Source organism: Roseobacter ponti (assembly GCF_012932215.1).
Taxonomy (GTDB): Bacteria; Pseudomonadota; Alphaproteobacteria; order Rhodobacterales; family Rhodobacteraceae; genus Roseobacter; species Roseobacter ponti.
In genome coordinates, this window is record NZ_CP048788.1 from 3,808,065 (window position 1) to 3,823,306 (window position 15,242).

Annotated in this window: 15 protein-coding genes; 8 read left to right on the forward strand and 7 right to left on the reverse strand. The window is 58.2% G+C overall.

Features of this window, described 5'->3' with window-relative positions; translation table 11 throughout:
- Positions 1-102 precede the first annotated feature (102 nt).
- Together G3256_RS18385 and G3256_RS18390 are read right to left on the reverse strand one after the other, a co-directional pair.
- Entirely contained in the window at positions 103-462 is a 360-nt protein-coding gene (locus tag G3256_RS18385; protein WP_169642209.1) for a flagellar biosynthesis protein FlgN, read from the reverse strand.
- Positions 455-733, reverse strand: coding sequence for a rod-binding protein (locus tag G3256_RS18390; protein ID WP_169642506.1), 279 nt, complete (start codon positions 731-733; stop codon positions 455-457). The genes G3256_RS18385 and G3256_RS18390 overlap by 8 nt, the downstream gene beginning before the upstream one ends.
- A gap of 886 nt (positions 734-1,619) precedes the next feature.
- On the opposite strand from G3256_RS18390, the gene fliK reads away from it, so the two are divergent.
- Together fliK and G3256_RS18400 are read left to right on the forward strand one after the other, a co-directional pair.
- Positions 1,620-2,234: a flagellar hook-length control protein FliK gene (gene fliK / locus G3256_RS18395; RefSeq protein ID WP_169642210.1), complete on the forward strand. Its 615-nt coding sequence runs from the start codon at positions 1,620-1,622 to the stop codon at positions 2,232-2,234.
- Positions 2,235-2,243: 9 nt separating this feature from the next.
- The gene (locus G3256_RS18400) at positions 2,244-2,921 is read left to right on the forward strand and encodes a flagellar hook capping FlgD N-terminal domain-containing protein (RefSeq protein ID WP_169642211.1); all 678 of its coding nucleotides are present in this window, start codon (positions 2,244-2,246) and stop codon (positions 2,919-2,921) included.
- On the opposite strand, the gene G3256_RS18405 is transcribed toward G3256_RS18400, so the two are convergent.
- The 5 genes from G3256_RS18405 to G3256_RS18425 form a co-directional block, all read right to left on the reverse strand.
- Positions 2,922-4,247: an NAD(P)/FAD-dependent oxidoreductase gene (locus G3256_RS18405; RefSeq protein WP_169642212.1), complete on the reverse strand. Its 1,326-nt coding sequence runs from the start codon at positions 4,245-4,247 to the stop codon at positions 2,922-2,924.
- Positions 4,247-5,062, reverse strand: a complete 816-nt coding sequence (locus G3256_RS18410) for an ABC transporter permease (RefSeq protein ID WP_169642213.1) — start codon at positions 5,060-5,062, stop codon at positions 4,247-4,249. Before G3256_RS18410 ends, G3256_RS18405 begins: the two co-directional genes overlap by 1 nt.
- On the reverse strand, positions 5,059-5,934 hold the full coding sequence (locus G3256_RS18415) for an ABC transporter permease subunit (RefSeq protein WP_169642214.1): 876 nt from the start codon (positions 5,932-5,934) through the stop codon (positions 5,059-5,061). Before G3256_RS18415 ends, G3256_RS18410 begins: the two co-directional genes overlap by 4 nt.
- Positions 5,935-5,971: 37 nt before the next feature.
- Positions 5,972-7,099, reverse strand: a complete 1,128-nt coding sequence (locus G3256_RS18420; RefSeq protein ID WP_169642215.1) for an ABC transporter ATP-binding protein — start codon at positions 7,097-7,099, stop codon at positions 5,972-5,974.
- A 79-nt stretch (positions 7,100-7,178) separates the two neighbouring features.
- Entirely contained in the window at positions 7,179-8,261 is a 1,083-nt protein-coding gene (locus tag G3256_RS18425; RefSeq protein WP_169642216.1) for a polyamine ABC transporter substrate-binding protein, read from the reverse strand.
- A 161-nt stretch (positions 8,262-8,422) separates the two neighbouring features.
- Here G3256_RS18425 and G3256_RS18430 point away from each other — a divergent pair, with 161 nt between their 5' ends.
- From G3256_RS18430 to G3256_RS18455, 6 genes are all read left to right on the forward strand, one after another.
- On the forward strand, positions 8,423-9,106 hold the full coding sequence (locus tag G3256_RS18430) for a GntR family transcriptional regulator (RefSeq protein WP_169642217.1): 684 nt from the start codon (positions 8,423-8,425) through the stop codon (positions 9,104-9,106).
- Between the two features lie 88 nt (positions 9,107-9,194).
- Positions 9,195-10,592: an aspartate aminotransferase family protein gene (locus G3256_RS18435; protein ID WP_169642218.1), complete on the forward strand. Its 1,398-nt coding sequence runs from the start codon at positions 9,195-9,197 to the stop codon at positions 10,590-10,592.
- A gap of 257 nt (positions 10,593-10,849) precedes the next feature.
- Complete coding sequence (locus tag G3256_RS18440) at positions 10,850-11,950, forward strand: ABC transporter ATP-binding protein (RefSeq protein WP_169642219.1); 1,101 nt, start codon at positions 10,850-10,852, stop codon at positions 11,948-11,950.
- A 121-nt stretch (positions 11,951-12,071) separates the two neighbouring features.
- Positions 12,072-13,178, forward strand: a complete 1,107-nt coding sequence (locus tag G3256_RS18445; protein WP_169642220.1) for an extracellular solute-binding protein — start codon at positions 12,072-12,074, stop codon at positions 13,176-13,178.
- Positions 13,179-13,250: 72 nt separating this feature from the next.
- Positions 13,251-13,541 (forward strand): DUF1330 domain-containing protein, encoded by a 291-nt coding sequence (locus G3256_RS18450; protein ID WP_169642221.1) that lies wholly within the window; start codon positions 13,251-13,253, stop codon positions 13,539-13,541.
- Entirely contained in the window at positions 13,538-15,241 is a 1,704-nt protein-coding gene (locus G3256_RS18455; RefSeq protein ID WP_169642222.1) for an ABC transporter permease, read from the forward strand. Before G3256_RS18450 ends, G3256_RS18455 begins: the two co-directional genes overlap by 4 nt.
- Position 15,242: the final 1 nt, after the last annotated feature.

Here is a 15,242-nt window from a genome sequence, read left to right on the forward strand (position 1 = left end):
GCCATCCGGGATCGGATGCAGCGCCAACATGCACATTCAAAGGCTAATGAAATGCTAAATGAGCTCTGCGGCTGTTCCTTGCTTTTTAGACAAATCCCGGCTTCATGCGCGCTTCTCGACAGACTTGTCTGAAACCATATCGATGGTCTGACGGACGCCTTTCGCATCGTAGGTGTCGAGAGAACGCCGTACTCGCCGCAGGGCGGTGAGCCGTTCCGCAACCGAACGAATACCTGCCAGAGCGCTGTCCAGAAGAACCTGATTACGCCTGACTTTTTTGTCTAGTTCCTGCAGGGGCTTAACCTCGTTCGCGTCCAGATCGGCCAGTGCGTCAATCAGCGTTTCCTTGGTCTCCAGAAGACGGGCGACATGATCAAGGTTACCTTCTAAAAGCGCTGTTCTCTCTTCATCAAGCAGATCGTCAAGCGCGTCAAATATGCGGTGAAATTCGTCATCAGCCATCGTTTTTCTCCTTCAGTGCCTGATAGATTGATTCGCTGAGCCCGATGCCCCCGGCGCGGACCATTTCGAGCGCCTGTTCCTGCAACAGGAATGACGAAAACTGGTCTTCACCCGCGCCACCGCCGAAGTGCTCACTGGTTTTGCCAAGTCCCGCTGATTTAAGCATTTCTGCAAGAAAGCCGGCTTCAAGTTTCTCGGCCGCAGCGCGCAGGCGCTGGTCTTGCGAGAATGTTGGTGTGGATGGCTGCGCCACGGGAGTGATCGGGGCCATACGAGGTGTCTCCAATTGCAGGTAATTTTCTGCAGAATGCCCGCAACCGGTAAAGATGCGGTAACTAAAGACGGTCATAAAGCGGGCAGGAAACGGAAGAACTCCGGAGAAACCAATGCTTGATAGCCCGCTGATACCGACCGCCGCAAACACTTCGCGATCAGACACAACCGCTGGACGCCCGATCCCTGCTGATGAACCCGCCAGCGAGAGAAAGAACGGCGACTTTGAAAAGGAAATGGCCGCACAGACCAATGAAGATACTGCCGCCGGGCAACGAGGAAGAACCGAGAATGCGCCGTCCGCCAGTACGAAGAACCAGACACGGGATACTTCTGTCGTCGGTCAGGTGGATAGCGAGACCGCCGAAATTCTTCCGGAAGTGGAAAGCGAGCAACCAGAGGAACAGCACGCTGCGGCAACTGTCCGGTCCCCGGCTGCGGACACATCTCCGGAAGCTCCGGTGCTGCGCGGAAAAACAACGTCTGAACTTGCCGTTTTACAACAGGCCGGGCCCGGCATAACTGAAAAAAAGGCACCCGAAAGCAATCGTACGGATCCTGCCGAAACAACGCCCCGATCAGTCTCTGCAGAGCAAAAACCGGCTGAACGTGCGGGCGTTCTGCCAGCGGGTGGTGCGACTCAGCAAAGCACACCCGGCAGCCTGGTCCGGTTCGCAGACCTGAAATCAGACGATCCGGCGACCGGGGCGCAAAAACAAAATGCCGCCAATATCTCCGCCGCCGTGTCTGTGCCAGTTGCCAGCGCGTCTGTACAGGAAACCGCACGCCTCGCCGTTCCCGGCGGCACTGCAGCAACGCTGGCGACCGAAAAACCCGGTCGCCGATCAGAAATCCTCCGGTCATCTGACACGGAACCACGCAGTATGCCGACACCAGCCGCAGCACGCGCCGATATGCGCAACACAGCCTCTGCCATCGCAATGCAACCAGTTAACCCCGCTACGGTGCATGCAAATCAGGTCGCTGCGAGAGATAATCCCGACCTTGTGATGCCTTCCGTTCAGGATGCTGACACTATGCTGCAATGGGATCCGCGTGCTGCAGGCTCATCAACTGCGCAGCAGGCAATTCTGCGCGCGGAAACACCCGGGATGATCGGGCGTCAGATGGCCGAAGCGCTGCAAAGGCTGCCGGATCGCCCAGTTGAACTTGCACTCAGCCCCCGTGAGCTGGGCAAGGTCCGGATGACCATCTCGGCTGCGGAAGGGTCCATTACGGTGAATGTTCTCGCCGAACGACCGGAAACTCTGGATCTGATGCGCCGAAACATTGATGAACTGGCAAGAGAGTTTCAGGCACTTGGTTTTGAGACGATCAGCTTTGCCTTTTCCGAGGGGCAACAACAGACAAATGAAGATCATAGCGATGACGCCCCCCGGGTGACGGAAACAGATACTGCACATCACTCAGATCCTGCAGAAACAGCAGATGCACCTGTCAGACTGGTGGAGAGCACCGGTCTTGACCTGCGGCTTTAGGAGACAGAAATGGACATTACACAAACCCAGCCGACACAGACTGCGGCTCCAACGCCGGCAGTCGCGGGCAGCACTGCTGTCATCTCATCAGATTTTGAGACGTTTCTGCAGATGCTGACGGCCCAGGCCAGGTATCAGGATCCGCTTGAGCCGATTGATTCCTCAGAATATGCAGCCCAGCTGGCGCAGTTTTCAATGGTTGAACAACAGGTTCTCTCAAACGACCTGCTGACCGCACTCGGAGATCAGCTGGGTGCAGGAAACATTGCGCAGATGGCAGGATGGATCGGTATGGAGGCGCGGACAACCGCAGCCGTTGCCTTTGAAGGGTCGCCGCTGACCGTAATTCCGAAGGCTGATCCGGGTGCCGAAGAGGCTGTTCTCGTCGTGCTGAACGAAGCGGGCGACGAAGCGCAGCGCGTACAGATCGCTACGGATGGCGAAGCGCTGGAGTGGGCCGGAGTTTCCCCGGGCGGTGAGCCGCTGCCGCCCGGCAATTACCGTTTCATGGTCGAAAGCCGGACGGCGGGAGAAGTAACCGCCACAACAGCCGCCGAAACCTATGCCCGCATTACTGAGGCACGCCGGGAGGCAGGTGGTACAATGCTGATCCTTCAGGGTGGTTCCGCGGTGACAACAGCAGATGTTGCGGCCCTGAGAGAGCCTTCAGGTACAGATGGCCTCTGATCAGAGATCCGCGAGTGCGAACCCGGCGTAAACCGCCGGCATCAGAAGCCGGCGCTTTGACCCGAGCGGAAACTTCCGCAGCGGGGTCCGCAAAGCCACAGGATAATCTGGCGGGGTTACCCCCCGGATCAGGTCGCCAAGGATAGCGCCGGACAAACTGCCCATCGCAACCCCGTTGCCGTGATAGCACATTCCCGCCCACATTCCGGGCTGGTCGGGCACCTGTCCGACATAGGGCAGACGATCACGCGCGATGCAAACCATGCCAGACCAGCTGCCGGCATTTTCGACATGGCTCCAGGCCGGGAACATCTCCTCAAAATGGCGTCTGACACGGCGTCGGGCGCGGGCTTCCGTGCCGGGACCGGCCAGCAGCCCGCCCCGCGTTCCGAACAGAAACCTGCGGTCCGGCATCAGCCTGAAGTAATGCAGCAGGTTACGGGTATCGTAACTCATCTGGTCAGAAGTCCACCCCTGCGCGTCAAGCTCCTGATCCGTCAGCGGTCGTGTGACCATAACCGTTGATTGCGTCGGCATATACCGGCCCGCAATCCAGCCGGGAAGGTCCTCAGAGGTGTAGCCGTTGGTTGCAATCACGACCTGTTCTGTCCGCACCTCGGCTTCGCCGGTGGACACACGATACTGGCCCCCTGCACCCGAGATACTCTGCGCCCGCGAGTTGTGATAGATTTTCGCACCGGCGGCTTCGGCAGCCGTGGCAAGGGCCGAAACATACTTGCGCGGGTTCAGCCCGAACCCCAGCGGATTGGTCAGGCCGCCGGCAAATGCCCCCCCCATGCCAAGCCGCATAAGATCCTGTTTGTCGTGAAACTCCGGAGTGACCCCGTAGTCGTTTTCAATATGCAGAGCTTCTTTTCGCAGACCGTCCAGATCCCGGGCGCGGACAGCAAGCTGGGTCTCACCGGCCGAATGCCTGTCCACATCAACAGCGAGGCGTCTGGTCAGATCGGAGACGAAAGAAACCGCCGCTTTTTCGGTCTGCCGCCATTCTTTACGACCTTCCACACCAAATCTTTGTTCAAGCTGCGCATTTCCGATTTTTGCACCGCCCAGACAGCAAAATCCACCATTGCGCCCCGAAGCGCCCCACCCTACGTGCCCAGCCTCAAGAACGCAGACCCTTACGCCATGCTCAGCCAGCCTTAACGCAGCTGAAAGGCCGGTAAATCCCGCACCGATAATGACCACATCCGTTGTGATTTCTCCGCGTACTGCCGGGCGGTCAGCAATGTCGCAGGTCTGGTCCCACCAGCATCCGTCGCGCGGGCCCGGGCCATAAGTATAATCAGGAAAAATCCGTCTCATCAGGCGCGGGCTGCATCGCGTTCGTCGCGTTTTTGACGCAACGCATTGCGCTTGGAAATCAGCGACGCACCGATCACGCCCACCGTAACGATGCCGATCATAATGGTGGACAGTGCGTTGATCTCCGGAGAGACCCCAAGACGTACAGCGGAGAAGATTTTGATCGGCAATGTCGTGGCGGCAGGGCCGGCAGTAAACGATGCGATCACCAGATCATCAAGGCTGAGCGTGAACGCGAGCAGCCATCCCGCGATCACAGCAGGGGCAATAATCGGCAGGGTCACAAGGCGGAACGCATCAAAACCCGAGCAGCCCAGATCAAGTGCGGCCTCTTCCAGCGATCGGTCAAAGCTGAGCAATCGTGAGGATACGACCACGGAGACGTAACACATCGAAAACGTCGTATGGGCCAGCACGATTGTCAGTACGCCCCGGTCGAGCCCGATCCCGATGAAGAGCAAAAGCAGGGACAATCCTGTAATCACCTCAGGCATCACCAGAGGCGCATAAATCATGCCGGAGAACAGAGTGCGCCCCAGAAAACGCCCGCCCCGAACCAGAACATAGGCCGCCATCGTGCCCAGCACTGTGGCCAGAGTCGAAGAGAGAACCGCAACTTTGATCGTGACCCAGGCGGCATCGAGGAAGGCTTCGTTCTGAAGCAGTTCGCCGTACCATTTCGTCGAGAATCCGGCCCAGACCGTGACAAGTTTGCTCTCGTTGAACGAATAAGCGACGAGGATCACCATAGGCAGATACAAAAACGCGAACCCGATGGTCAGAGAAGTAACGTTGAACCAGCTCAGCCTGTTCATTGGTCCGCCTCCGCCTGTTTCTGCTGGTTGCGCTGAAACAGTACGATCGGAATGATCAGGATCAGCAGCAGGATAACGGCAACTGCGCTTGCGACCGGCCAGTCGCGGTTGTTGAAGAACTCCTCCCAGAGCACCTTGCCGATCATCAGCGTGCCGGAGCCACCGAGCAGCGAGGGGATCACAAATTCACCCAGCGCCGGGATGAAAACGAGAAAGCTGCCGGCAATAATACCGTTCTTCGAGAGCGGAATGGTAACCAGCCAGAAGGCCTGCATCCGCGAGCATCCGAGATCTTCAGCAGCCTCAATAAGGGAGCCATCGAGGCGGTCAAGAGCCGCATAAATCGGCAGGATCATGAAGGGCAGATAGGTATAGACGATGCCGATATAGACCGCGGTATTGGTGTTGAGGATGGTCAGGGGTTCACCAATGAGCCCGGTCCAGAGCAGGAACTGGTTGAGAAACCCTTCCTGACTGAGAATGCCCATCCAGGCGTAGACCCGGATCAGAAAAGACGTCCAGAACGGCAGGATCACCAGCATCATCAGCGTGGGGCGCCACTCTTCCGGTGCGCGCGCCATGCCATAGGCCATCGGATACCCGACCAGGAGCGTCAGGAAAGTCGACAAAAGCGCGATTTTCAGCGAACTGAGATAGGCTTTCCAGTACAGGTCATCAGATGCCAGAAAGGCGAAATTCTCAAAATCCAGCGCTTTGAAAAACGGCACGATGCCATCGTCCAGCGTCGGCGTATAAGGAGGGATGGAGAGCTCGATATCCGACAGGGAAATCTTGAGCACGATGATGAAGGGCACCAGAAAGAGGGCCAGCAGCCAGGCATAGGGAACGGCTATCAGGACAAAACGCTGCATCAGCAGGTCTCCGGGCGCGCGAGGGGATCACCTGAGGTCATTGTGGCAGCAGAACTCCCGCTGTGGCGGTCCAGCTGATCCAGACTGTGTCTTCCCAGGTGAAGGTCCGGCGCGACACGCGGCGGGTGTTGGCGGCCTGTGCCTTGACGATCTGCCCGCCGGGCAGTTCGACGTGATAGGTCGAGATGTTACCCAGATAAGCGATGTCCAGCACTTTGCCTTCCACTGCGTTGTCGGCATCCGCCGGGCGCTCGGCACTGATGGCGATTTTTTCCGGCCGCACCGCGAGATGGCAGTTCTGGCCTTCTGAAAACGGGCGTTCAGATGCAGCAATCAGCGGCGCTTTATTATCAGCCCAGCTGATCTCATACCGCTCACTCCCGACAGGCTTCGCGGTGCCCTCGATAATATTCACATCACCAATGAAATCAGCGACATAGACACTGTTGGGCATTTCGTAGATATGTTCGGGCGTCGCCACCTGAATGACGCGGCCCTCGTCCATGACGGCAACGCGGCTTGCCACCGTCATTGCCTCTTCCTGATCGTGGGTGACGATCACGAATGTCGTGCCGGTTTTTTCCTGAATATCCATCAGTTCAAACTGCGTTGCCTGACGCAGTTTCGCATCGAGCGCGCCAAGCGGCTCATCCAGCAGCAGAAGCTTTGGTGCCTTGGCAAGGCTGCGCGCAAGCGCCACGCGCTGGCGCTGACCACCCGAGATCTGATGGGGTTTGCGGGCGGCGAATTTTTCCAGCCGCGTCAGTTTGAGCATTTCGGCCACGCGGTCGCCGATGTCATGCTTGGGCATATCGCCGCGGCGCAAACCGAATGCGATGTTTTCATAAACGCTCAGATGCGGAAACAGCGCGTAAGACTGAAACATCATGTTCACTGCGCGTTTGTTCGGTGGCACCGGGGCTATGTCCTGACCCGCAAGCTCAATCACACCGCGCGTCGGCGCTTCGAAGCCGGCAAGCATTCGCATCATTGTGGTTTTCCCGCAGCCCGACGGTCCGAGCAGTGCAAAGAATTCCTTTTCGTAGATGTCGAGTGTCAGGTCATCAATCGCCGTGAAATCACCGAATTTCTTGGTGACAGACTTAAACCGGATCAGCGGTTTTTCATCGGGATCGTTCCAGGGGGCAAAGTCGCTTTCCGGCACGGTGCATCCTCATTTTGCCCGGGCTCCGGGCTGATGTAAAAAGGGCAGCGCATTGCGGCGCTGCCCTGTCGTGCCGGGCTCAGGTGCCCGATTTGATCCTGGTCCACAGACGGGTCACGACGCGCTGCACCTTCGCCGGATAGGGCGTGGTGGTGTAGAGGTTTTCCAGCGTTGCCTCATCGGGGTAGATCGCCGGGTCACCGATCACGTCTTCGGCCAGCAGCGGCTTGGAGGCCTCATTGCCGTTGGCGTAATAAACGTAGTTGGACGCATCCGCCATGTTCTGCGCATCCATGATGAAGTTCAGAAACACGTGGGCGGCGTCTGGGTTCGGAGCGTCTGTCGGAATGGCCATCTGGTCAAACCACATCAGCGCACCTTCGCTAGGCGCGTTATATACGATTTCGACGCCGTTATCGGCCTCTGCGGCACGGTCACGCGCCTGCAGGATGTCACCTGACCAGCCGAAGGCCACGCAGATGTCGCCGTTTGCCAGCGCGTTGATGTACTCGGAGCTGTGGAATTTCTGCACAAAAGGCCGCACGGCCATCAGCACTTCTTCGGCTTTGGCAATGACGTCGGGGTCATGGCTGTCGGGGTCTTCGCCGATGTATTTCAGCGCCGCCGGGATCATCTCGGTCGGTGCGTCAAGGAAGTGGACGCCGCATTCCGCAAGTTTCTCCATGCTCGACGGCTCAAAAATCAGGCTGAGCGATCCGACAGGAGCATCTGCGCCAAGCAGTTCCTGCACCTTGCCAAGATTGGCGCCGATGCCGGTAGTGCCCCACATGTAGTTGATCGAATAAGCGTTCTCAGGGTCATACTGCACCGTGCGCGCTTCGACGGTGTCCCACATATTTTCCAGGTTTGGAAGCTTGGACGGATCAAGCTTCTGGAACGCGCCGGCTGCGATCTGGCGCTGCAGGAAAGTGCCGGACGGCACAACGACGTCATAGCCGGAACCGCCGGCGAGCATTTTGGTTTCGAGCACTTCGTTGCTGTCAAAGACGTCATAGATCAGTTCGATGCCCGTTTCGGTCTCAAACTTTTCAAGAAGGGCTTCGTCGATATAGTCGGACCAGTTATAGACCCGGACTTCGTCGGCGACAGCACCCGTGGCTGCCAGCGCCGCAACAGCGCTGCTCATGATGAGCTTGTTCATAGATAACTCCCGTTGGTGGTGACCGGGTTATTCCCGGCTTGGACTTAATTTGATCAAGTTTTGCCTCAGCAGGCAAGATGCAATATGCTTTCATGTGATCAAAGCCTGTGCAAGAGAAGTGATCACAACTGCCAGAACCGAAGAGGGACGATCAGACAGCCATGCTCAAAGAACAGGCGTCCGGTGACAAAAAGACCACGGCCAAACAGCCCGCGCACCAGTCGGTGTACCGGCGTTTACGGACCGGCATTCTTTTCGGGGATCTGGCGCCCGGCCAGGCGGTAACAATCAAAGGGCTCACCGAAGAGCTTGCTGCCGGCATGACGCCGGTGCGCGAGGCGATCCGCCGCCTGACGTCCGAAGGGGCGCTGAGCATGTTGGGCAACCGTCGGGTGATCGTGCCTGAACTGACCGAAAAATGCATTGAACAGCTTGATTTTATGAGGCAATCTCTTGAGCCTGAACTGGGCCGTCGCGCGGCTCAGCGCATGACAGCGGAGATTCTGGCGGAGCTGAAAGATATCGACGACACCCTCAACCAGGCCATTTCTCAGGGTGATATCAAAGGATATCTGACCCATAATTACCGGTTCCATGCGCGACTCTATGCCAGCGCGGATGCGCCGGTTCTTGCGGATACGACCGACCGGTTATGGCTGAAATTCGGACCCTCACTCAGGGTTGTATGCGGGCGCTACGGCACGCTCAACCTCCCGGACAAGCATGCAGAAATGCTCAGCGCCCTCGAAACGGGCGATGCTGAGGGTACAGCAAGGGCACTCGCCGAAGACGTTCACCAGGGGATGCTGCAGGTGCGCGAGGCTCTGCAGGCCGCCCGGAGCTGACACCGATTCGATTGACCCGCGTGGAATTTGATCATATTCTGCATTGCAAAGGCGCGGATGCTCCTTCTCTCCAGCAGAAAGAAAACCGATGACGATGATCACCAACCATATGCCCACCGCGGAACTCCAGGCGATTGATGCCGCGCATCACATGCATCCGTTCACCACAAATGATGAGCTGGCAGAGCAGGGCGCGCGGGTCATCACGAGGGCCAAAGGCGTGTTCCTGACCGACAGCGAAGGCAACGAAATCCTCGACGGTATGGCGGGTCTGTGGTGTGTGAACATCGGCTACGGACGCACTGAAATGGCCGAGGTTGCCGCCCGTCAGATGGCGGAACTGCCTTATTACAATACGTTTTTCAAAACGACGCATGTGCCCGCTATCGCGCTGTCTCAGGAAATTGCGCGGCTGGCCCCCGAGGGCATGAACAACGTCTTTTTCGCCGGCTCAGGCTCCGAGGCCAACGACACCAACATCCGCATGGTCCGTACGTACTGGGCGGAAAAAGGCAAACCGTCCAAATCGCATATCATCAGCCGGAAGAACGCGTATCACGGCTCGTCGATGGGCTCGGGCAGCCTTGGTGGCATGGATTATATGCATGCGCAGGGCGGCATGCCGATTCCCGGCATCCACCACATCGGCCAGCCGGACTGGTGGGCCGAGGGCGGTGACATGACCCCTGAAGAATTCGGTCTCGCTCGCGCACGTGAGCTTGAAGCGAAAATCGAAGAGCTCGGTGAAGATAACGTCGCGGCCTTTATCGCAGAGCCTGTTCAGGGCGCGGGCGGGGTCATCATTCCGCCGGAGACATACTGGCCGGAGATTCAGCGGATCTGCGATAAATACGAGATTCTGCTGATCGCCGATGAGGTGATCTGCGGTTTCGGGCGCACCGGGAACTGGTTCGGCAGCCAGACCTTTGGTATCCGCCCGCATATCATGACAATCGCCAAAGGACTGAGTTCGGGCTATCAGCCGATCGGTGGCTCGGTGGTCTGCGACGAGGTCGCCTCGGTGATCGGCGCAACTGAATTCAACCACGGTTATACCTATTCCGGCCATCCGGTTGCCTCTGCTGTTGCCCTCAAAAACCTGCAGATCCTGCAGGATGAAAACATTCTTGATCACGTGCGCAACACTGCCGGCCCTGCTTTCCGCGCGGGGCTGGAAGGTCTGGCGGATCATCCGCTGGTTGGCGGGGCAAGCGTCATTGGCCTGATGGGGTCGCTGCCGCTGACACCACACAAGGAAAGCCGCGCTAAATTCGCGGGCGAGGCCGGTGCAATCGGTCTGATGTGCCGCGAGCGCTGTTTTGCCAATAACCTCGTGATGCGCCATGTGGGCGACCGGATGGTGGTTTCGCCGCCGCTGGTGATTACGCCTGACGAGATCAACATCTTTATGGACCGTGCCCGCAAAGCGCTGGATGAAACCTGGCAGAAAGCGGACAAAGAGGGGCTGCTTAAAGCGGCATCCTGACGCAGCGGCGGGTAGAATCACCCCCGGAAACAACCCGGTAACGGCCCCGGCATTGCACAGCTGTGCCGGAAATTGTCCTGATTTTGCACGAAACAGGAGCAAATCGGCCTGTTTCCGGGCGCATTTATGCGCGTTTGACGTGAAGGCCGGTGAAACGGACATCCCTTAAGTTAACTGCTTGCTCTGAGGGCGCGCAGTCGTGTTACCCTGTGCGCGAACAAGGCGTAAATCGCCGGGGAACAAACGGGGAGCCACACGTGGCAACTAACAGTACCGCAGACGCGTTCGTCGAATTCGAGCGCGTTCAGAAAAGCTATGACGGGGAAAACCTCGTCGTCAAAGACCTCAACCTTTTCATGCCCAAAGGCGAGTTCCTCACGATGCTGGGGCCATCGGGGTCGGGGAAGACCACCTGCCTGATGATGCTGGCCGGTTTTGAGACCGCCACCCACGGGGACATCCGTCTCGACGGGGAATCAATCAACAACATCCCGCCGCACAAACGCGGCATCGGAATGGTGTTCCAGAACTATGCCCTGTTCCCGCACATGACGGTCGCGGAAAACCTGTCCTTCCCGCTGGAAGTCCGCAAAATGGGCAAATCAGACCGGGAAGCAAAAGTGAAACGCGCCCTCGATATGGTGCAGATGGGGGCCTTTGGCGGACGCCGGCCCTCACAGATGTCCGGTGGCCAGCAGCAGCGTGTGGCCCTTGCCCGCGCCCTGGTCTTTGAACCCGAACTGGTTCTCATGGATGAGCCCCTCGGCGCGCTCGATAAACAGCTGCGCGAGACGCTGCAGTTCGAGATTACAAACCTCGCACACGAGCTGGGTATTACCGTGGTCTATGTGACGCACGACCAGACCGAAGCGCTGACCATGTCCGACCGCGTTGCCGTTTTTGACGATGGTCGCATACAGCAGCTGGCGCCACCTGATAAGCTCTATGAAGAACCTGAAAACAGCTTCGTGGCGCAGTTCATCGGCGAGAACAACACACTTGAAGGCGTGGTCAAAGAGATCAAAGGTGACAGCTGCCTTGTGGAGCTGGATGGCGGCGAGGTGATCGACGCCAAGCCTGTGAATGTGCAGAATGCCGGCGACCGGACGCGTGTCTCGATCCGCCCTGAGCGCGTGGAATACAATAAAAACCGTCTCAGCCCGGATGCGCATACGCTCAGGGCCGAGGTTCTTGAATTTATCTATATGGGTGACATCTTCCGGACCCGCCTCAAAGTGGCGGGCACCAGCGAATTTGTTATCAAAACGAGAAACGCTCCCGATGTGGAGCGTCTTGTCCCGGGCCAGCAGATCGAAATCGGCTGGCTTCCGGAAGACTGCCGCGCGCTGGACGCCTGACGTCCGGCCGCCGGAACTGTCGTGTTGCCCGACGGCGGCACGATTACAAAAAGACGGCGGTCAGACCCGTTGCCACCGTCTTAGAATATCACCAACGGGATAAAAAACTGGGAGACTATAAATGAAACTCACCAAGACGCTGATGGCATCTACTGCGCTGACTGTTGCGGCCGGTATGGCCACCGCCGATGGCCACATGGCCAGCGAAATGACAATCGTGAGCTGGGGTGGTGCCTACACCAACTCACAACAGAAAGCCTATCATGACCCCTATATGGAAATGACAGGCGTCAACATCATCAATGACTCCTCCTCTTCCGAAGCGGTCGCAAAACTGCGCGCCATGAACGAAGCGGGCAATGTCACATGGGACGTCGTTGACGTCGTCGCGGCGGATGCGATCCGCCTCTGCGACGAAGGTCTGGCGATGGAAATCGACCCTGATGAGATGCTGGCCGCCGCGCCCGATGGCACATCTGCCGAGGATGACTTCGGCGATCTGCTCGTGTCCGACTGCTTTATCCCGCAGATCGTTTACTCGACAACATTCGGGTATCGCACCGACATGGTCGGCGACACACCCCCGACATCCGTCTGCGCGGTCTTCGACACAGAAACATATCCGGGCAAGCGGGCGCTTGAGAAGAACCCCATCAACAACATGGAATGGGCTCTGCTCTGCGACGGCGTAGCGAAGGACGAAGTCTATGACGTGCTGGAAACAGAAGAAGGCCAGCAACAGGCCCTCGACAAGCTGGCCACGATCAAAGACGACGTGATCTGGTGGTCTGCCGGTGCTGACACACCGCAACTGCTTGCAGACGGTGAAATCGTGATGGGCTCGACCTACAACGGTCGTCTCTTTTCGGTAATCGAAGAGCAGAACCAGCCGGTTGCTATGCTCTGGGACGCACAGGTGTTTGACCTTGACGGCTGGATCATTCCCGCCGGTCTGAGCGACGAGCGTAAAGCCCGCGCGCTGGACTACATCATGTTCGCCACCGACACCCAGCGTCTGGCCGATCAGGCAAAATACATCAGCTATGGCCCCGCGCGTGCATCCTCTGCACCGCTCGTCGGGCAGCACGCTGATCTGGGCATCGACATGGCGCCGCACATGCCGACCGATCCGGAGAACGCCAAGAACACGTTCCTCTACAACTATGAGTTCTGGGCTGACTACCGCGACGACATCGACGCCAAATTCCAGGCGTGGCTGGCACAATAATCCGGTCACCGGACTGAAAACCGGGAGGGGCCCCTGCGGGCCCTTCCCACCGCGGCACGAAAAGGACCGACCATGCCCAAAGGCTATATAATTGCCCATGTTACCGTTAAGAATCCGGACGCATACAAAGAATATGTGGTCCGTGACACACCCATCCTTCAGGGTCACGGCGGGCGGTTCCTTGTGCGTGGTGGTGCCTCCGAGGCGCCAGAGGGCAGCCCTTACGAGCGGCATGTCATCGTAGAATTTCCGTCATATGAGGCCGCATGTGCCGCCTATAATGACCCCGAATACCTTGAGGTCGCGAAGATCCGTCGCGACAATTCCGACAGCACAATCATTATCGTTGAGGGCGCAGCATGACCGATCACTCAGCCACAGGTCCCGACCTGATCGACAGCCCGACGCCTGACAACGCCCTGCGCGCCGCGGACAATGCTGAAAGCGGTCCGATGCTCGCCGCAGACGGTACACCGCTTAAAAAGAGCCTGAACCGCGCGCTGCGCCGCCAGAAACTGCGGGCGCTGATGCTGATCGCGCCGCTGCTGGTGTTTATCCTCGTGGCCTTTATCGCGCCGATTGCCGATATGCTCTTCCGCTCGGTCGAGAACCAGATCGTTGCCGATACGCTGCCACGTACCACCGACGGCCTTGCCGACTGGGACAGCACTTCGGGTGAGATCCCCTCGCCCGCGCTTTTCGAAGACCTGTACAAAGACATTTTCATCGCGTCCGAGCGCAAGCTGCACACGCGGCTGGGCTCGCGCCTGAATTATGAGCTGACAGGGGTGTCTTCGCTCTTTCGTAAATCAGGTCGCGGGGTCGAAGACATCGGCGAGGTTTATCAGGATCAGTTCGAGGACCTCAATGAGTTCTGGGAAGATGCTGAGAACTGGAACCCTCTGATGGGCAGCGCGGAATGGCTCGAAGATATGGCCGGATGGGATGAAAAATCCGGCGACCGCCAGCCTGCCTTTGAGATCCGCGATGACGTGGCTGCGGTACTGCCCGAAACCGCCGCGATGTATGAAACATTTGCTGAATTCGTTCAGTTTGAAGACGAAGACAATCTGCTGAAAGAAGACCCCTGGGCCATCGTTTACTCCGCGCTTTATGCTGATCTTTCAGCAGGCGCGGATGTCGCATCGCTTTCCGGGCCCGGTGCCGCTGAACTGCAGGAGGCCGCCGGCGCCGTCGCTGGTTTTGAGGCGGTGGATTTCACCGCTGCCTTTGAGGAGATCGACAAAGACTGGCACAGCATTGACGTCTGGCAGACCATCCAGACCTACAGCCCGGCCTACACCAGCGGCTATTTCCTCAATGCCGTGGACATGAAAAAGAGCCCCGACGGCCCTGAAATGCGCCCGGAAAACGAGCAGCTATATATCAAGCTTTTCATCCGGACGATGATCATGTCGCTGGTCATCACCGGCAGCTGTATCCTGCTGGGCTATCCGGTTGCGTGGATCCTTGCAAACCTGCCGGCGCGCACGGCCAACCTGCTGATGATCCTGGTGCTTCTGCCCTTCTGGACCTCACTTCTGGTGCGCACGTCGGCCTGGAAAGTGATGCTGCAGCAACAGGGCGTCATCAATGACACGCTTGTGTGGCTTGGCGTTGTCGCGGACGACAGCAGGCTTGCTCTGATCAACAACCAGACGGGTACAATCATCGCGATGACCCATATTCTGCTGCCCTTTATGATCCTGCCGCTCTATTCGGTGATGAAAACGATCCCGCCGACCTATCTGCGGGCGGCAAAATCGCTGGGCGCCACCGACTGGACGGCTTTCTGGCGGGTCTATTTCCCGCAGTCGGTGCCTGGCATCGGCGCGGGGTCGATCCTCGTGTTCATTCTGGCCATCGGCTATTACATCACGCCCGAGCTTGTCGGCGGCACGACGGGGACATTTATCTCCAACCGGATTGCCTATCACATTTCCAGCTCGCTCAACTGGGGCCTCGCGGCTGCTCTTGGCGCGATCCTGCTGGCGGTGGTTCTGGGGCTCTACTGGGCCTACGACAAGATCGTCGGCATCGACAATGTGAAACTGGGAGGCTGAT